17 protein-coding genes, 1 other RNA gene and 1 pseudogene are annotated in these 18,735 nt (G+C 49.8%); 5 read left to right on the forward strand and 14 right to left on the reverse strand.

Annotated elements, in window-relative coordinates:
* Positions 1-63: 63 nt before the first annotated feature.
* From FHS77_RS01715 to FHS77_RS01755, 9 genes are all read right to left on the reverse strand, one after another.
* Positions 64-1,827, reverse strand: a complete 1,764-nt coding sequence (locus FHS77_RS01715) for a peptidoglycan D,D-transpeptidase FtsI family protein (RefSeq protein WP_184219066.1) — start codon at positions 1,825-1,827, stop codon at positions 64-66.
* 2 nt (positions 1,828-1,829) lie between these two features.
* Positions 1,830-2,228 carry a cell division protein FtsL gene (gene ftsL / locus FHS77_RS01720; RefSeq protein WP_184219068.1) on the reverse strand — a complete coding sequence of 133 codons (399 nt, stop codon included), beginning with the start codon at positions 2,226-2,228 and terminating at the stop codon, positions 1,830-1,832.
* Positions 2,229-2,232: 4 nt separating this feature from the next.
* Positions 2,233-3,282 (reverse strand): 16S rRNA (cytosine(1402)-N(4))-methyltransferase RsmH, encoded by a 1,050-nt coding sequence (gene rsmH / locus FHS77_RS01725; RefSeq protein WP_184219071.1) that lies wholly within the window; start codon positions 3,280-3,282, stop codon positions 2,233-2,235.
* Between the two features lie 288 nt (positions 3,283-3,570).
* Positions 3,571-3,994: RNase P RNA component class A (gene rnpB / locus FHS77_RS01730), an RNA gene on the reverse strand.
* A gap of 126 nt (positions 3,995-4,120) precedes the next feature.
* Complete coding sequence (locus FHS77_RS01735) at positions 4,121-4,753, reverse strand: lytic transglycosylase domain-containing protein (protein WP_184219074.1); 633 nt, start codon at positions 4,751-4,753, stop codon at positions 4,121-4,123.
* Positions 4,754-5,075: 322 nt separating this feature from the next.
* Positions 5,076-5,876 carry an N-acetylmuramoyl-L-alanine amidase gene (locus tag FHS77_RS01740; RefSeq protein WP_184219077.1) on the reverse strand — a complete coding sequence of 267 codons (801 nt, stop codon included), beginning with the start codon at positions 5,874-5,876 and terminating at the stop codon, positions 5,076-5,078.
* Between the two features lie 12 nt (positions 5,877-5,888).
* Positions 5,889-6,596 carry a J domain-containing protein gene (locus FHS77_RS01745; RefSeq protein WP_184219080.1) on the reverse strand — a complete coding sequence of 236 codons (708 nt, stop codon included), beginning with the start codon at positions 6,594-6,596 and terminating at the stop codon, positions 5,889-5,891.
* Between the two features lie 50 nt (positions 6,597-6,646).
* Positions 6,647-7,015, reverse strand: coding sequence for an antifreeze protein (locus FHS77_RS01750; RefSeq protein WP_184219084.1), 369 nt, complete (start codon positions 7,013-7,015; stop codon positions 6,647-6,649).
* A gap of 170 nt (positions 7,016-7,185) precedes the next feature.
* Positions 7,186-7,446, reverse strand: coding sequence for a hypothetical protein (locus tag FHS77_RS01755; RefSeq protein WP_184219087.1), 261 nt, complete (start codon positions 7,444-7,446; stop codon positions 7,186-7,188).
* Between the two features lie 221 nt (positions 7,447-7,667).
* Between FHS77_RS01755 and FHS77_RS01760 the strand changes: the two genes are divergently transcribed.
* The 3 genes and pseudogenes from FHS77_RS01760 to FHS77_RS01770 all read left to right on the forward strand — a co-directional run bounded on the left by FHS77_RS01760 (position 7,668) and on the right by FHS77_RS01770 (position 10,821).
* Complete coding sequence (locus FHS77_RS01760; RefSeq protein ID WP_184219090.1) at positions 7,668-8,501, forward strand: glycoside hydrolase family 25 protein; 834 nt, start codon at positions 7,668-7,670, stop codon at positions 8,499-8,501.
* A gap of 123 nt (positions 8,502-8,624) precedes the next feature.
* Positions 8,625-9,865 (forward strand): annotated as a pseudogene (locus FHS77_RS01765) (lytic murein transglycosylase).
* 20 nt (positions 9,866-9,885) lie between these two features.
* Positions 9,886-10,821 (forward strand): AEC family transporter, encoded by a 936-nt coding sequence (locus FHS77_RS01770; protein ID WP_184219092.1) that lies wholly within the window; start codon positions 9,886-9,888, stop codon positions 10,819-10,821.
* A gap of 447 nt (positions 10,822-11,268) precedes the next feature.
* Here FHS77_RS01770 and metF read toward each other — a convergent pair whose 3' ends face one another.
* Together metF and FHS77_RS01780 are read right to left on the reverse strand one after the other, a co-directional pair.
* Complete coding sequence (gene metF, locus FHS77_RS01775) at positions 11,269-12,171, reverse strand: methylenetetrahydrofolate reductase [NAD(P)H] (protein WP_184219094.1); 903 nt, start codon at positions 12,169-12,171, stop codon at positions 11,269-11,271.
* Positions 12,172-12,290: 119 nt separating this feature from the next.
* On the reverse strand, positions 12,291-13,259 hold the full coding sequence (locus FHS77_RS01780) for an ArsR/SmtB family transcription factor (RefSeq protein WP_184219097.1): 969 nt from the start codon (positions 13,257-13,259) through the stop codon (positions 12,291-12,293).
* Between the two features lie 193 nt (positions 13,260-13,452).
* On the opposite strand from FHS77_RS01780, the gene FHS77_RS01785 reads away from it, so the two are divergent.
* Together FHS77_RS01785 and FHS77_RS01790 are read left to right on the forward strand one after the other, a co-directional pair.
* Positions 13,453-13,773 (forward strand): DUF2293 domain-containing protein, encoded by a 321-nt coding sequence (locus FHS77_RS01785; protein ID WP_184219100.1) that lies wholly within the window; start codon positions 13,453-13,455, stop codon positions 13,771-13,773.
* Positions 13,774-13,875: 102 nt separating this feature from the next.
* Positions 13,876-14,790, forward strand: coding sequence for a metallophosphoesterase (locus FHS77_RS01790; protein ID WP_184219103.1), 915 nt, complete (start codon positions 13,876-13,878; stop codon positions 14,788-14,790).
* Here the strand turns inward: FHS77_RS01790 and FHS77_RS01795 are convergent.
* The 3 genes from FHS77_RS01795 to FHS77_RS01805 all read right to left on the reverse strand — a co-directional run bounded on the left by FHS77_RS01795 (position 14,776) and on the right by FHS77_RS01805 (position 18,544).
* A complete protein-coding gene (locus FHS77_RS01795) occupies positions 14,776-15,384 on the reverse strand; it encodes a hypothetical protein (RefSeq protein WP_184219106.1) in 609 nt (202 codons plus the stop codon). The two genes, FHS77_RS01790 and FHS77_RS01795, sit on opposite strands and share 15 nt — an antisense overlap.
* 171 nt (positions 15,385-15,555) lie before the next feature.
* Positions 15,556-17,268 (reverse strand): 2-isopropylmalate synthase, encoded by a 1,713-nt coding sequence (gene leuA / locus FHS77_RS01800; RefSeq protein ID WP_184219109.1) that lies wholly within the window; start codon positions 17,266-17,268, stop codon positions 15,556-15,558.
* A 367-nt stretch (positions 17,269-17,635) separates the two neighbouring features.
* A complete protein-coding gene (locus tag FHS77_RS01805; RefSeq protein WP_184219112.1) occupies positions 17,636-18,544 on the reverse strand; it encodes a cation diffusion facilitator family transporter in 909 nt (302 codons plus the stop codon).
* Positions 18,545-18,735 lie beyond the last annotated feature (191 nt).

Raw genomic sequence — 18,735 nt, forward strand, 5'->3', positions numbered from 1 at the left:
GTTCCAGACCCTGTTTGTTTACAGCCTCATCATGGCCTGTAACTTTTTTGTTACTGCCACGAATCAGTCATTACCATATGAGACAACTTTTGAAGTGATATCTTGATTAAAATCAGGCTTTACACCCAAAAATGACGCAGAACGTCGAATAATATTGGCCACCATCGGTGCAGCGTTCAAACCAGCGGTCGCACTATACATGCCCTCTTCCGGTTTTGGTTCGTCAATAATGGTCAAAACCACATAGGTCGGATCATCCATCGGGAAAGCCGCCAAAAAGGCGTTAAAACGCACGTCATTGGCATATTTACCGTTCACAACCTTGTTGGCCGTACCTGTCTTACCGCCCACACGATAGCCTTTCACTTCCGCACGACGGCCGGAGCCGATCTCGGAGTTAAGACGATAAAGATAGCGCATGTCTTCACTGACTTTTGGCGAGACAACCTGCGTTGCCACCTGATCAGCTTCAGCCTGTGTGCGTTTTAAGAAAGTCGGCTGAATAAGCTTGCCACCATTCATCAAAGCTGCCGAACCAACTGCCGTTTGCAAAGGTGTTGTCATCATACCATGACCAAAAGAAATGGTCATCGAATGCACTTTCTTCCAAACGCGCGGCTCAACCGGACGTGCGACTTCCGGCAGTTCTGTCTGCATACGATCAAGCAGACCAATACGTTTTAAGAAATTTCGGTGCCCTTCAATGCCGACAGCATCTGCTTCTTTACCCGAACCGATATTGGAGGAATAGATAAAGACTTCCGCCAAGGTAAGCCAGCGCGCTTTACCGTGGAAGTCACGAATGGTCTGACGGCCAAACACCATCGGACGCGTCGCATCAAATTTGGAGTTCAGGTTAAAAAGCCCTGAATCCAGCGCCATTGCCGTGGTGAAGGTTTTAATGGTCGAGCCCATCTCGTAAGTACCGGCAGACATACGGTTGAGACGGTCTTTTTCCAGTGCGTTGACGGGATTATTCGGATCATAATCCGGCAAAGATGCCATCGCCAGAACTTCACCGGTTTTCGCATTCAGCACAACGGCACCGGCGGCAATAGCACGGTATTTCTCCATCGCTTTTTCCAGCTCGTCACGCATAATGTGCTGGACGCGAATATCAATCGATAGTGTGATCGGCTCTAAACTTTGCTCGCTCACCATGCCAGCCGAGCGCAGATCGCTCAAACCGGCTGAATCAATATATTTCTCCATACCGGCAATCCCCTGATTGTCGATATTAACGAGACCAAGAATATGTGAAGCGGTCGGGCCGCCCGGATAAAAGCGCTTGGTTTCAGTTCGAAAACCAATACCAGGCACACCAAGCGCCATAATCTGGCTTTGCTGACGCGGAGTCAGACCGCGCTGGATCCATGCAAAACCAGAACCGCTCTTTAATTTTTTATAGGTCGCTTCCCAATCAAGATTAGGTAAAACGGTGGAGAGAAGCTCAATCGTTTCATCCGGATCGACAATGCGTTTTGGCTCCGCATAAAGCGAAGCGGTTTTAATGTCGGTGGCCAGAATTTCGCCGTTACGGTCGAGGATGTCAGGGCGTGCTGCCAGATTCAGTGCAGCCGACGCGCGGTAGCCCTCTTCTTTTTCGCTCTGCAAACCAAAATAAATCAGCTTACCGCCAATAACACCATAAATGGCGATGAAGCAGCTCATCGCCATTATTAAACGGTTACGGGCACGGTTGCCATGTTTTTTGCGATTGCCGTCAAAAGCCATATTGCCAGCAACTTTTACTTCCTGACCTTCGGCTGAAAAATCAGTATAACTTGCAGCAGTTGCCTTATCTTTTTTAGAGCCTCTCCAGCGCATGCTTACTGCCTCCCTCTCGAAGGCTTCACGCTGCCGGTAGCCATCTGATCAATGCCTGTTGCATTATTGGCCATCACAGTATCGCTACCTGAAATCAGCTTTTCAATTTCATCAACAGGACGCTCCGGAATTTCATTGAACTGAACAATCTGCTTGGCGTCGATATTTTCCAAATGCAGTTCCTGAGCATATACATCCACCAGATTTTGCAAACGTCCCGGCTGCGTCATCAAGCTCCAATCCGCGCGCAACAGCGTGATCGTATCTTTTTCAGATGCGATCTGACGCTTGAGTTTATTAATGACAACAATCTGTTTTTCGGCATCATATTTGATTTTATAAGTGACGGTCGCCGCCACCAACATTGCCGCAATCAGAATAAGGTCAAAAGTGCGCAGCACTGGCTCAACTCCTGCTTAAGTCTTGGGTGTCAGGCAATTTCGGCAAACCGAACAACGCGTAGTCAGCCGCCATCGGCGGCTCGTCTGTACGCATACCGGCGCGCAATTTTGCAGATCTGGCCCTTGGATTACGGTCTGCTTCTTCTTCACTGGCGCTAACGGCACCCTTCACAACAGCTGTGAAGCTTGGCCGGCGCTCATACACTTCCGGCATATGGCGCGAACCACCGCTGCCACCGGCACGATCAGCAAAAAAGCGCTTAACAATACGGTCTTCCAGCGAGTGGAATGTCACCACCACCAGACGACCACCCGGCTTTAAGCGCTCTTCAGCCGCAATCAGTGCATCCGCCAATTCGTTCAGTTCTTCATTGACGTAAACACGCAAAGCCTGAAACACGCGGGTTGCCGGATGAATACGATCTTTAGGATGGCGTCCCACCAGCGTTTCAATCGCATTGGCAAGATCAAGTGTGCGGGTGAAAGGCTCAACCGCACGGCGTTTTTCAATCATGCGCGCAATGCGTCCGGCATGACGTTCTTCGCCCAGAAAATTAAAAATACGTGCCAGATCGCCTGCCTTCAACCGATTGACCACATCGGCAGCACTTGGGCCCGAAACCGACATGCGCATATCAAGCGGCCCGTCTTTTTGAAAAGAAAAGCCGCGATCTGCTTCGTCGATCTGCATAGAAGATACACCGATATCAAGCACGATACCGTCAACTTGTTCGCCCTCGCCCAGCACCTGCTCAATGGCAGCGCCCAATTGCGAAAAGCGGTTTTGCACCAGCGTAAAACGGCCGGCAAACTCCTGCTCCATGGAGCGGCCATTGGCGATTGCCGTCGGGTCACGATCAATACCGATCAGCCGCGCACCTGTTTGCAGGATCGCGCGTGAATAACCACCGGCACCAAAGGTTCCGTCAACAAACACACCCGTTTGGCCAGCTTGCAAAGCGTCCAGCACTTCACGAAGCATCACCGGAATATGACGCGAATAATCGCCTTCAGCCTGTACAGCCTGAGACTGCTTTGCGTCAGTGTTCGCCATCACGGTCTCCCTTTCTTTCGCGTTATCGCCATTAAATCCGGCTCTAACTATGTTTTTGCTGTCGTTTGAAGGCATTTCACTTCCGAAAGCATCGGCATATTGAGCAATTGATCAGGCACAAGCGGCATTTTTAAGCGCACTTGTCCCCCTGCATTAGTTATCCATCATTAAGCTTAATGAAGAGTTAGCCTTTTGCTGCACTCAGGCTTTTCAGACGCGAATACACAAAAAAATTTGGTATAATTTTTCACGAAATATGAATGACAGGAAATAATGGTATTTAAGTAAAATGTCAGTCGGTCTGTAAGCCGGGTTCTGTATGGCTGAGCAAAAGCTCAACGTGGCAGCCATTCATCTGGGACGGATGTCGCCACCCGCCTCGTGCAACCCACCCGGACGGCTATCCGGAAACTGATTGCTGTTTCTTACGAAACAACGCGCCGTCCCTATTCGGTCTTGCTCCCGGTGGGGTTTACCTTGCCATTCCTGTTACCAGCAATGCGGTGGGCTCTTACCCCACCCTTTCACCCTTACCCCGTCACCGCTTATGTCCGTTACGACACAACCGGAGACGGGGCGGTTTGCTTTCTGTGGCACTATCCCTGAGGTTACCCTCGCCGGGTGTTACCCGGCACCGTGTTTCCATGGAGCCCGGACTTTCCTCACTTGCCGTCTTTCGACATATGACAAGCGCGGCTGCCCGACCGACTGACATCTGCCTTAAATGCTCTTTCGCAACAAAAGGCAACAAAAAAGCCGGATCACACCAAGCAATCCGGCTTTTTTGTTAACTCAACATCTTGAAACGCTGATTAAGCCTTCAAGAATGCAACAAACCTTAGAACGAGCGCATATAGGCCTGCACATTGCTGCAATATTTAGCAGAGATCGGGTTCATGCGCTTGGCACCATGGCCGGCATTATATTTGAGAATTGTGCCGCAAACACTGCCACCGCCAAGTTTCTGTGCCTGTGCCAGATATTTCATGCCATATTGCACATTGGTGCTCGGCTCATACAGCCCCTTGGCAGAACCCGTATAACCTAACCCCCGTGCTGTGGAGAGCTTGATCTGCATCAGACCGATTTCACCGGCACTACCGCGAACTTCCGGACGGAAATTGCTTTCATGACGCACAACCGCATGGGCAAGTGCTGAGCTGACACCATAGGTGCTGGCATAGTGGTTGATGATGCTCGAATAGCGGGTGCTGGTCGGTTTGCTCTGCTTTTTCGCAGATTTTTTAGCCGCTTTAGGCTTCGGCAGATATTTAGCCTTAGTGGTTGCTTTTTTCTTCTCTGCTTTTTTAACCGGCGCCTTTTTGGCAACTTCGGCTTTTTTCACGTCCTTGGCATCTTTGGTCTTCAAAAGCTCCACCAAGTTTGAGGGACTTGATGCCTGAGCCGCATTTAAGTTAAAACTAGCCACGGCGCCAATGAGGGCGCAAGCAAAAACAAATTTTAATTTCATAATGTACCGTTCTAAAAGAACACCCGCACCTTGGGAGGGCGTACGAGTGTTCAGTCCTTCTGAAAACATTCCGGTCAGTGATTGAGCATAAAAGCTGCAATCACGAGGAATATCCTTGCTGATTGAAACTGCGCATTATCCATTCATCGCAGTGTATGACTGGCCCCACGAGAACCTCACAAACTCAATTGGATACTCTCAAATGATCGGGGTAAGATTTGCCGTCAAAATGCAGCCGAAGATTGATCGGTAAAGTAAAATTACCTTACAGATTGTAACATTTGACCCTTTGAACGTGATTAAATCGTTATGAATCAAACAACTAAGCTGTCAGATTTTTTAACGAAAAAAGTAGTTTGTAAAGCGTCTCAATAGTTGAAACGTCAGCGACTCCGTCAACTTTGTGGCGACGAAAGTGCCGCTGGAACGCATTTACGACACTTTCTGTCTCTTCACCGAACACGCCATCAATGGTAATTTGATAGCCGACAAGCGCCAGCATCGACTGTAAGGCCTCGACCGGCTGACCTGATTCTCCGCGTGCAAAAAAGCGTCCGCCCTTGATGGGCGCAGGCTCCACATAATGACCGACATCTGCAGCGTGCAACCTTTCCCATGGGAAATTCTGACCCGGATCAATTTTGCGATCCGGCGCAATATCGGAATGCGCCAACACAAAATGCGGCTCGATATAGTGACGTGCGGTTATGTCCTGACAAAGACGGATCACCGCTTCGATCTGCTTCAACGGATAGGCCGGAAAATCATGCAACACGCCTGCATTGACAATCTCAATACCGATAGAGGCAGAGTTAATATCTGTCTCGCCCTTCCAAAAGCTCTTGCCTGCGTGCCATGCGCGAGCTTGTTCTGAAACCATCTGCACGATGCGTCCGTCTTCATGCACCAAATAATGCGCAGATACCTCGCGCGCCGGATCTTTTAAAATCTCGGCGGCCTCCTGCGCTGTTTCCAAGCCAGTGTAATGGAGAATGATAAAACGAGGTGTCTTGCCCTCTTTGCGCACACCAAAATTGGGGGATGGATCAAGCTCTGCACCAGAAAAATCCGCTTGAACAAGTTTCAGTTCTTCAAGCTCTCGCGCCATGTCCTGCCCACTCATTTTACACTCACTTTATGACTTTAAAATTTTTTCAATCTCTGCCCAGGCCGCGTTGATATCAGCTAAGCGATGATTGGCAATGGAAACAAATTCCCGCGGCAAACCTTGCGCAACCAGACGATCGGGATGGTGCTCTTTAACCAGCGCACGATATTGTGCCTTTGCCTGATCAAAACTGGCACTGCGCTCCAGACCCAGCACCACATAAGGATCACAGTCACCACGCACGATATGACGTATAGTCATGCGCTCGAATTCAGCCTCGCTGAATCCGAAAATCTGCGCCACATTGGTTAAAAACTCCATCTCTTTTTCATGCACATAGCCATCGGCTTTGGCGATATGAAAAAGACCTTCAAGAATATCTTCCAGCAAGTGGCAATTGGGCTGATCTTCACTGCAAAGTCTGGCCAGCTGGCGTGCATAAGCCTCATAACCCGCCACATCCTGCTTGGCCAAATTATAAAGCCTTGCAACATGGCTGGCCTCTTCGGCAGGAATTTCAAAAATTTCCTGAAAGGCCGCAATCTCCTGCTCGTTGACCATACCATCAGCTTTGGCCATTTTCGCGGAAAGCGCGATCATCGCGATAGAAAACGCAACGCGACGTCTGGTATCCGCATCGCCTTCAAATAATGTGCGTACAGCTTCAATGACGCTCATCAGCGCATTTGTAGCTGTCTCACTCACAAATTCTCCAAGGCGAACCCAGATAGACATATGCGCTTTCTAAAACTTAAACGCTTGATAAATCAGCCAAAAGGACATGATTATTGCGGCAAGACACTCTGTTTAGCTGCCAGAAACTGTTTGGCAGAGGCTTCTGCTCTGTCACCGGCCAGTTTAATCTGCTCGTTATTTTGACCCACTGATTTCGCGGCTGCTTCCGCATTCTGGCGCGCACGGGCTACAATTTCGGCCTCTTGTTCCGGCGTCAGAACACCAGAATTTTCTTTCAAGGTTTCCAGCAGGTCCGGCGCATCCACAGGCGCTTCAGGCTCTTGTACCGCAGGCGCAGTTTCAGCAGGCTGCACCGCTGGTGCAGGCTCTTGCTGAGGTGCCTCAGCATCGTCTTTGCCGCAAGCCGTTAAGGCCGACAATGAAAACAGGATCAAAAAAGGCAGGGCGTAAGGTTTCATGTAATGATCTATAGACCAGTCAAATGATTGTTGAAATATCTAATTAAAAATTTCTCAAGCCATTGTGCAGCTTTCACAACAAGTTTGAACCATAATAAAATATGTGGTGACCGAAAACCGTTTCCGGCCACCACACAAGCGCCCCATCAGGAAGCTTCAGGGTGCCAAATTTAGTTAGCCGGTGCCGGAGATGTCGGGCTTGGTGAAGCCGGTGATGTAGTATCCGGCGCTGTTGGCGCTGGCGATACAGAAGGTGCAGGTGCGGCCGGAGGTGTCGCAGAAGGTGGTGTTGCCGGTGCAGTTGGTGCCGGATCAGCAGGAACTGTTTCTGCCGGATTGCCGCTGCCGGTATTTTCCTTCTTGCTGTCGTCACAAGCAGCCAGACCCAACATCATAACAATTGCCGATGACGCGATAATGAGCTTTTTCATGATAGTCTCCTTCCGATGAAATTGCTTCGTCAGATGTTCAACTCGCGAAAAAGAAAAAAGTTCTCTCAACTAATTCAACACCTCGTAACAATCAGAGAGTGCGTCTTTTTATTGCTCGTCATTTTTAAATGGCAAATAGTTGTGTGCCCGATGGTGACGGAGCGATTCTGATCGCGTAATCCTAACGCTTCAAGTGATTCTCTTTCTATTCGGGCCGGACAATGAAACGACTTGCAGTCACATTAACATTTCTTGCAAGTGCAGCGCTTTTGAGCGGCTGCACCACTGTTGACTATGATTTTTCCGATGTGCGCAAGCCTTCTGCCCAGAATTCCCAGATCACTCCGCCATCCGGCAATGTGCGTGCGCCGCGCTTCGGTGACCGCAAGCCGCATGAATGGGCAGGCAAGACCCCTTGGCATTATCCGATCCACGGCACGGATGTTTCCAAATATCAAACAACGGTTGATTGGAACGCTGCCCGAAAGAGCGGCATTTCCTTTGCCTTTATTAAGGCAACTGAAGGCGGCGACCGTTTCGACGAGCGCTTTACTGAGCATTGGGGCGCTTCACGCGCCGCCCATGTCAAACGTGGCGCCTATCACTTCTATTATTTCTGCCGCACCGCAGCCGATCAGGCACGCTGGTTCATCAAAAATGTGCCCAACGACCCGTCCGCTTTACCACCGGTTTTGGATATGGAATGGAACGCCAGTTCGCCAACCTGCAAATTGCGCCCCAATGCGGCCATTGTCCGTAAGGAAATGCTGACTTTCCTCAACATGGTTGAAAAACATTACGGCAAGCGTCCGATCATCTATACAACTGTGGATTTCTTCGACGATAATGATCTGCGTCAATTGAAACATTATCCATTCTGGCTCCGTTCCACCGCCGGACACCCCGATGAAAAATACGGGCCGCACCCTTGGACATTCTGGCAATATACCGGAACCGGCAGCATACCGGGCATCTCGGGTGATGCTGACATTAACGTCTTTGCAGGAGACGCCAGCGCATGGAAAAAGTGGCTGGAAAGCAACAATGTCCGCTGAGTCTTCGTATCACGGGCATTTTTAGCAAGTTTTGCTTCATTTTATAGGTTTGATAGGGCAATAGATTAGGTCATTGTTGCTGACAGATTACTCTCAGCTATTTTTGAACGAGCTTGTCTTCCTATGAAAATTGTACTCGGCCTTTGCGCATCATTGCTTCTGGCATCCACCAGCCTGTCCTTTGCTCAAGCTCCGGCTCCGGTGCCGGCGGCAAACGCACCTGCTTCCACGGCCGAGGCGATTCCGCCAAAGCCTGCCTGCGAAACGGATTTCAAGCAATGGATTGAAGATGTTGCGGCAGAAGCCCGCGCAGAAGGTGTTAGCGACAAAGGCATTGCCGAGCTGCACAAAGCATCATTGGATGAAAAAGTGCTGGCGCGCGATCGTTCCCAATCCGTGTTCAATTTAACCTTCATCGAATTTTCAAAACGTCTGATTTCAGAAACACGTCTGAAAAAGGGTAGAGAAAACCTTATTAAACACGCTGATGTTTTCCGTAAAGTTGAAGAAACTTACGGCGTACCAGGGCCGGTTTTAGCGGCTTTCTGGGGGCTGGAAACAGATTTCGGCGCTATTCAGGGTGATTTCGATACGCTCAATGCGCTTGTCACTTTGGCTTATGATTGCCGCCGTCCTGAATTGTTCCGTCCTCAATTGATTGCTCTGTTGAAGCTTTTTGATCAAGGCGTTGTTGATGCAGGCACCACAGGTGCATGGGCTGGCGAAATCGGCCAGATGCAATTGCTGCCGAAAGATTATCTGGAACGCGGCGTTGACGGCGATGGCGACGGCAAAGTGGATCTGAAAAACAGTGTTGCAGATGCCATGATGACCGCCGGTCGTATGCTGAGTGAACTGGGCTGGCGCAAGGGCGAGCCATGGCTGGAAGAAGTCCGTGTCACCAGTCAGGATTTGCCGTGGGAAGAATCCATTCGTGAAAACAGAAAGCCGCATTCGCAATGGGCTGAATGGGGCATTACCGGCCGTGATGGCCCGCTTGGTGCAGATGACGGCGAAGCCTCATTAATGCTGCCGCTCGGTCGCAATGGCCCTGCTTTCCTCTCTTATCCTAATTTGACATTTTCGTGGAGTGGAACAAGTCCATCGTTTACTCGACCACCGCTGCATATTTTGCAACACGTCTGGCCGGTGCTCCTGCCTTTGATCCGCGTAATCCCGACTTAGGCCTCAACACCGAGCAGATGAAAGAACTGCAAACGAAGTTGCAGGCACGCGGTTATGATATGGGCAAAATTGATGGCGTCTTTGGTTTCCGCACCCGCGATGCGGTGCGCACCGAACAACTGCGCCTGAAAATGCCTGCCGATTCATGGCCGACACCTGAACTGTTGGAAAAACTTTAACAACAAAACTGGCAAGTCCAATGTTATCAACATTACTGGTTGTGCTACCCATTTTCGCATTGATTTTTGCGGGATGGGCAGCCGCCAAAACCCGCATTTTGGGCGGGCAAGCAAGCACAGAACTCAACCGCTTCGTCGTTTATCTGGCATTGCCCGCACTACTTTTTGACATCACCGCCACCACAAACTTACATGAAATCTGGCAACCGGCCTTTATTGGTGCCTTTTGTCTGGCAAGCTTCATCATCTTCGGCCTTGCCTTCCTCTCGCCCAGCAATAAAGGCCAAGACCTGACCACCAAGGCCATTGACGGTCTCAATGCCAGCTATCCTAACACCGCCTATATGGGTTTTCCGCTTTCGATGCTGGCTTTTGGCAGTGCCTCCATGCCGCTGGTTGCGATGGCAACGATCATCACTGTTTGTGTCATCTTTGCCGTTGCCATCACCCTGATTGAACTGAGCCGTCAAAAAGCCAGCCATAAAGCAAAGCTTATCTTTAAAACTATCATTTCGCTGGCACGCAATCCGCTGCTTTTCTCACCCGCACTTGGTATTGCTTATTCTCTCTCCGGTCTGCCGCTACCGGAATCCGCGCACACATTTTTAAAATTGCTGGGTGGTGCAGCCTCCCCTTGCGCATTGGTGGCGCTCGGCCTTTTCTTAGCTGCCAGTAAGCCACTGACACGCAGCAATATCAGCAGTATCTCCTATCTGGTCAGCCTCAAACTGGTAGCTCAACCGGTACTGACCTATATTGCTGCGGTTTATATTTTTCAGTTACCTCCGCTCCTCACCCATACGGCTGTGCTTATAACTGCACTACCGACAGGCACCGGCTCCTTCATGCTGGCGGAATATTACCGCACAGATGCGACGATCACCTCCAACACTATTCTGGTTTCCACCATGATTTCGGTGCTGACCGTCTCTGCCTATCTTTCACTGATTGCTTGATAAAACGCTTAGTCAGAATCGAACCGGAACACAAAAACGCTGCCACAATTCTGAATTTCCGTTAATTCAGATGGCGTTTTTGTGTCTTTTCCATGAAGAATTTTTCATAAAATTAGTATTTAAATTCATAGACTTACGAAATTTGGGGCAATTAATTCTCTTAAATAGCCACAAAAATGCATGAATTTGCTTTGTTTTTACCCATAAACCCACTAGATTCATGGTATCTGCCAACGCATATGCGCTTGCTCTTAAAGCCAAGTACAATCATGAAGGAGACAGACCTATGGGACTGACAAGACCTATGAACGTCCTGATGTTCTGCGCAGCATTTGCTTTTGTTGCAGCTATGATTGTAGGCGTTTTTCCTTGAGCTGGGGTGCTTAAGGGAACGAATAAAAAAACCGGGGCTTGCCCCGGTTTTTTCTTATCTCATTTTGCAGATTATTATGCTTCAGCCGCATGTTTGGGGCGAACGCCCAGCATATGACAAATCGCATATGGCAGATCGGCACGGTTCATCGTGTAGAAGTGGAAGTCCTGTAAGCCACGCTCAATCAGATCCATAACCTGCTCGGCAGCAATAGCGGCCGCGACCAGCTGATGGGTATGCGGATCATTATCCAACCCTTCAAAACGCTCTGCTAACCATTCCGGGATATGCTGGCCGGAACGCGCACAAAAACCAACCAATTGTTTGAAACTGTGAACAGGGAAAATCCCAGGCACAATCGGAATATAAATGCCTGCACGGCGCACACGCTCGACATAACGCTCATAAAGATCATTATCGAAGAAGAACTGCGTGATTGCGCGCGTTGCACCATTATCCACCTTGCGTTTCAGCATCTCAATATCGGTCGCAAAGTCAGGGCTTTCAGGATGTTTTTCCGGATAAGCAGAAACAATGATATCAAAGTCATCGATAGTTTTCAGGCCAGCAACCAATTCTGAACCATTATTATAGCCGCCCGGTGTCGGCACATAAGCATTACCCACACCACTGGCCGGATCACCGCGCAGCGCCACAAAGCGCTTCACACCCATCGCAGCGAAATCACGGATCACCTGATCTACTTCCGCCCTGGTCGCATCAACGCAGGTCAGGTGTGCCGCCGGTGTCACATTGGTTTCGGTTAAAATACGCTGCACAGTGCGCGCGGTACGTTCACGCGTTGAACCACCTGCCCCATAAGTAACCGAGAAAAATTCAGGCTCCAATGGTGCCAGTCTTGTGACTGTTTCCCAAAGACGATTTTCCATCTCTTCGCTTTTTGGCGGGAAAAATTCAAATGATACCCGAAGGTTTTTGCCGACCTCAGAACGTCGGGAAAGCCCGTTAAAGCGCATGAAAAAGTCTCCATCAGTGTCATGGCGATAATGCGGCCATCTGGCCGACGCAACACCACTTATTCTTGCATAATATCCAGAGCGCGATTTTTACCGCTCCTCTGTATTTGTTTAAATCTTTAAGAGATCAATTGACGCGGATCACGCGCCAGCCACAGCTTCACTGTCAGCGCTTTCGCATCCTCATCAGCTTGCTTCAGCTCACGAATATCAACCATTTCCAAGCCTGCTTCACGCAGCCAGCCGGTCATCTGCTCGTCACTGAAACCAAGACGCAAATGCGCATGATCTTCGCGCAGGAATTCAAGCATATGCGGCGCGAAATCGACAATCAGCAACCGCCCGCCAGCCCGCACCGAACGCGCTGCTTCACGAATAGCAGCCTGCGGATCATCCAAAAAGTGCAGCACCTGATGGATCGTCACCAGATCAAAACTTTCACGCTCAACCGGCAGCGCATAGACATCACCCTGGCGCACCTGCGCATGGGCAATATTGGCCTGATCGAGATTGGCACGCGCCACCATCAGCATGTCACGGTTAATATCCACGCCAACACCGCGCACATAAAGCGGCGATAACAGCTCCAGCAAACGCCCCGTGCCGGTGCCCACATCAAGCATAGCCTGAAAAGGCACATCACCGACAATATCTTTCAGCGCGGTTTCCACGGCACCTTCGGCAATATGCAGACGGCGGATTTTGTCCCAGCTTTGTGCGTTGCTGCTGAAATAAGCGGTTGCCTGCTCCTGACGCTGTGTTTTCACTTGAGCCAGACGATCAAAATCACGCTCAATCAGCGGATCACTTTCATCCAGACGCTGCAAAGTTTCACGTATAATGGAGCCAAATTCATTATCATCGGCAAGGCGAAAATAAGCCCACGCACCTTCCTGATAACGCTTGATAAGCTGGGCTTCACTCAACAGCTTCAAGTGGCGCGACACGCGCGGCTGTGACTGACCAAGGATAAGGGTCAGATCAGAAACCGTCAGGTCACCACGGGTTAAAAGCGTCAAAATACGCAAACGACTTGGCTCAGCCGCCGCCTTCAACACATCAACCATTACATCAAGCTGCAAGCTCATATCGCCACATCCTTTATAGACATAAAGATATGTTTATATAAAAATTACAGATTGCGCAAGTTGATTATCATCTATTTGTACTGACTGTGGACAAAATCCTGCCAGCCCGAACGCCATGAGAAGCGGACATAAGCTTGCAATTCAAGCTGCTTAATGGTCAATAAACGCAGACAAGCAATAAAAGCAGAGCGTTATGCAGGCCAAAACCAACCGGCAAAAACTAATCGCCAAATCTCTGACCCTCTTGATACCGGGGGCACCTTACAGCGATGCCGAGCCTATTCGCGCTGCCGCTCTTAGCCCGCACATGCGCGAACTGACGCCGCCAGTGGCGATATGGCTGGCAACAGTAGCCTATATCCGCCATCAATTTACCGATTACGATGCTTTGCGCGACGAAGGTTACGACAAGGAATCGGCGCGGTTTTTCGTGCTTGATGCCATTAATGACAAGCTGACCGAATGGCGCGCAACCCGTCTTCTCTCACCCGATGATGATGAAATGCTTAGTTAAAATGCAGTTTTCTTTAGCAAGCAAAACACGCTAAACTAGCTTCAGCACATTGAGTACGGCAAGCACAAGCCGCAACATATTCCATTGCCAGCAAAGTTTATAATGTTCAGATTAGCGCATATTTCCGACATCCATCTCAGCCCTTTGCCGCCGGTTCGCTATCGTGACCTCGCTTCAAAGCGCATCACCGGCTATGTCAATTGGGTGAAGAACCGTAAAAATGCGTTGGAATGCTCGGTTTTAGGTGATCTGATTGATGATATGAAAGCCCAAAAGCCAGATCACATTGCGTTAACGGGCGATCTGGTCAATCTGGCCTTAAATGCGGAAATCGACATTGCCCGCGCATGGCTGGAAAAACTTGGCAATCCGCATGATCTGTCCGTCGTGCCGGGCAATCACGATGCTTATGTACCCGGCGCATTGCAGAAATCCTGCCGCGCATGGGAGCCGTGGATGCGGGGCGACGACATTGACAACGGCGGCAGGGCACCACAATTTCCATATCTGCGTCAGCGCGGCGGTATCGCCATTATTGGCGTATCATCAGCGCGTGCAACAGCACCCTTTATGGCAAGCGGTGACTTTCTGCCAGCGCAAGCACACAGACTGGCATTGCTGCTTGAACGCACCAAACAAGCAGGGCTTTGCCGTGTGGTGATGATTCATCATCCGCCTGTCCGCGGCGCAACACCCAATTATAAGCGCTTATTTGGCATTGGCCGTTTTCAAAAAATTATTAAAAACTATGGCGCTGAGCTCGTATTGCATGGCCATACGCATCTGGCCACGCATTATGAGATTGAAGGCACCAATGGTGCGACGGTACCGGTTATCTGTGTGCCATCGGCCAGCCAGTCTTTTGGCGGCCACAAGCCACCGGCACGCTATAATATGTTTGATATCAGCAAAAGTGAAAACGGCTGGTCTTGTGAATGGAGCCAACGCGGGATTTTAACGCAAGACAATGAAATCACCGCCATTGGCACGCATCTATTGGCACTACCCAGCCATTAAGACCTGAAGTGCTGGCATCAGCTGATCTTGAAAAAACAGGAACAAAAGCACAGCGCCCACTAAAGCACCGGTGACAAACCACGCCAATGCCTGCAAGAAACCACCGGAGCCCTTGGGCTCATTTTGTGGCTGGGCAGAAGGCTGCACTTTCACAACCGGCTTATTGTCGCCCAGTAACTGCTCGCGCTCCACCAAACGATCAGCAATATAAGCTGTAACAGCTTCGCTCACCCGCTTCATGTCGCTTGATTGCGCCATCACCACCCGCCCCTGACGGGTATCACGAACAAATTGATAGCTGCGACGGTCATTTCCCATCATCACAAAAGCGGTCGTATCGAGCCACAGCCGCGGCTGCATACCCGATGAGATGGTAAAATCAAACAGATCAACATGTTCCGGCACCGCATCAAAAACGGTTTTCAAATCCGCAGCCAGCAGATCCAGCCGCGCCAGCTCTGCTTGCCTTACATCCACGATGCTGTCACCGCGATCAGCTGCGGCTAGCTTGGCTTGCCGCATAGCATTGGCCAAACGCAATGCGCCATCCGTTTGTTGCGCATCAGCTTCTTTCGCAAGATCATTTTCACGCATGACAGATCCTTTTGTAAGAATTGATGAAAGCGGTCACTTCAGACTGTCAGATTAATTATAGCAAGCTCACTCAAATCATCCAATAGAAGCAACAATACGGCAGCCTACATTGTGTTTAACACAAAAAAGGCGACCCGAAGGCCGCCTCTTTTTTAATATGCAAGTCAAATTTTATTCTGCAAGCAGACGGTTAGCCGCTGAAACAATGGCTTCCAGCGAGGCAGACACGATGTTGTCGTTAATACCGACGCCAAATATTTTACCATTCGGATGGGCAATTTCCATGTAGCAGATCGCAGTTGCATCAGAGCCCTGCTGTAGCGAATGCTCCGAATAATCCACCACCGACAATTTAATGCCGGTATGGCGCGAGAGCGCATCGACAAAACCATCGATCGGACCGGTGCCCGTGCCTTCGATATTTTTGATCATACCATTATCATGAATTTCGGCGGTCAGAACACGGCGTGCTTTATTAGCCGGATCAGTCACGGTGTGATGATCGGCAAATTTGAGCCGTGCGCTTTCTTGTGTCACATAGCGCGCAATGAACTCGTCATAGATGCGCTTGGACGGCAGTTCCTTGCCTTCATCATCCGTGATTTTCTGAATAATTTCGCGGAATTCCACCTGCAGGTTGCGCGGCAGGTTCAAGCCGTAATCCTGCTGCAGAATATAGGCCAGACCACCCTTACCGGACTGCGAGTTGATGCGGATAATCGCTTCATAAGAGCGACCGACATCCTGCGGGTCAATCGGCAGATATGGTACTTCCCACAATGGGGAATTAGCGGTTTTCTTGGCTTTCATGCCCTTATTGATCGCATCCTGATGCGAGCCGGAGAAAGCGGTGTAAACCAGCTCACCCACATATGGATGGCGTTCCGGAATAACCAGCTGGTTGGAATATTCGTAAACTTCTTTCATGCGGTTGATGTCGGAGCAATCCAGTTCCGGATCAACACCTTGGGTGAACATGTTCAAAGCCAGTGTCACCACATCCACGTTACCGGTGCGCTCGCCATTACCAAACAATGTGCCTTCAACACGATCAGCACCAGCCATCAGGCCCAGCTCAGTGGCAGCAATGCCTGTTCCGCGGTCATTATGCGGATGCAGCGAAATAATCAGGCTTTCACGATTATCCAGCTGACGGCACATCCACTCAATCTGGTCAGCATAGACATTCGGCGTGTTCATTTCGACCGTGGACGGCAGATTGATAATCAGCTTGTTATCCGGTGTCGGCTTCACAATTTCTGTGACCGCATTACAGATTTCCAGCGCCACTTCCAGCTCAGTACCGGTAAAGCTTTCCGGCGAATATTGGAAACGATAGCCGCCGCCTGCCTTTGCCGCCATATCGGTGATCATTTTGGCAGCGTCTGTAGCAATCTGTTTGATACCGCTGACATCTTTGCCAAATACCACGCGGCGCTGTAATTCACTGGTAGAATTGTAGAAGTGGATGATCGGGGTTTTTGCGCCTTCCAGCGCTTCAAAGGTACGGATGATCAGTTCAGGGCGGCACTGCACCAGCACCTGCAAGTCCACCTCATCAGGCACATTTCCCTCTTCGATGCACCAGCGACAGAAATCAAAATCTGTTTGCGATGCGGAAGGGAAACCAATTTCAATTTCCGGAAAGCCCATATCCAGCAACAGCTGGAACATACGCGCTTTACGATCATGCCCCATCGGATCAACAAGCGCCTGATTGCCGTCGCGCAGATCAACCGAGCACCAGATCGGTGCCTTTTCAATACGCTTTGACGGCCATTGGCGGTCTTGCAGCTGTGTCAGCTGAAACGGCGCATATTTTGACTGCGCTACCGGCATACCTTTTTTGGTGGAAGCAACTGTTTTATCTGCAATCTGAGTCATAGCTATTCTCGTTCTTCGTGACGATCTGACCACCATCCGCGGCTCAAACCGTTATTCGTTAACTACTAAAATTTCTGGATAACCGATGAAAAGATTATCAAAATTCAGACTATAAGGAGCATGGACCAGCCTGGTCTCTTGTCGACCGCCGGACGCTCCTCTTTAACGAGCCCAGCGATCGCCGCTAAGGCTAAGAAGAAGCGAGTTTAAAACACAAACATGTACAGCACCGCTTTCGCGATTGCCGGAAAAAAATTTCGCCATGTTTAAGGTTTTACAAGTCATAGATGTATTTCTAGCGATTCATCGCATCAGTTGCAAGCCTGCAATCACTGATTTTAAAGTAAAATTTTGCAATGCCCTTCGCTCACGCAAAAGGCACCGCACAAGTGCCAGGAGGAAGTTTAGCTTCATCTTCCGGTTCGACATGGATAACCACCACCGCATTATCAATCTGATCACGTAATGCATCTTCAATGCGGTCGCAGATGATATGCGCGTTCCCCACGCTCATTTCAGCCGCCACAACCAGATGAAACTCGATAAAGGTCGCACGCCCCGCTACACGGGTTTTAAGATCGTGTACCTCAATCGCACCTTCCGCATTGGTGGAGATAATGTCACGAATATTCATCGTCTCATCAATATCGGTGCCGACATCCATCAAGCCCTGCACGGAAGAATTGATCACCTGCCAGCCCTGCCACAAAATATTGAGCGCAACGATAATGGCAAGCAGCGGATCAAGAATAGCCCAACCGGTAACAATCGAAGCCACCAAACCAACCAGCACACCGGCGGAAGTCACCACATCTGTCATGATATGCTTGCCGTCGGCAGTCAATGCCGGTGATTTGTCACGTCGTCCGACACGGATCAGAATTGTTGCCCAAATAGCATTAAGCGCACCAGCGGCGATATTGATGCCAAGCCCTAACCAAGGCTCTTCCATCAGGCGCGGCGCACGTAATGCATGCCATGCTTCATTGAAAATCAGCAATGCCGCAACGATAATCAGCACGCCTTCAATGACAGCAGAAAAATACTCAGCTTTATGATGACCATAAGGGTGATTGCGATCCGCCGGCATATAGCTGACACGAATAGCCCACCAGGCAGCAACAGCTGCGATCACGTTGACGATGGATTCGAGCGCATCCGAATAAAGTGCCACCGAACCGGTCAAATGATAGGCTAAATATTTCAGCGCAAGAACAGCAAAGGCGACAGGGATCGACCATGCAGCCAATCGTTGAATCTTTTTCTTCGTATCCATAGTCAACCCTTTGACGTTTCACATCATTTTAATGTGCAACGCGCCATCAATCAGGCATTACACATGCCTGAAAACGCTTTAAAATTGTCATTAATTACGTGCTTCGAACTCGATAAGCACATTCTCTATAACGAAACAAACTGAAAACCGAAACCCCCGCCGCTCAAAAGCAACGGGGGATAACAGATTTA

Origin of the sequence: Paenochrobactrum gallinarii, from assembly GCF_014205685.1 — a bacterium.
GTDB classification, from domain to species: domain Bacteria; phylum Pseudomonadota; class Alphaproteobacteria; order Rhizobiales; family Rhizobiaceae; genus Paenochrobactrum; species Paenochrobactrum gallinarii.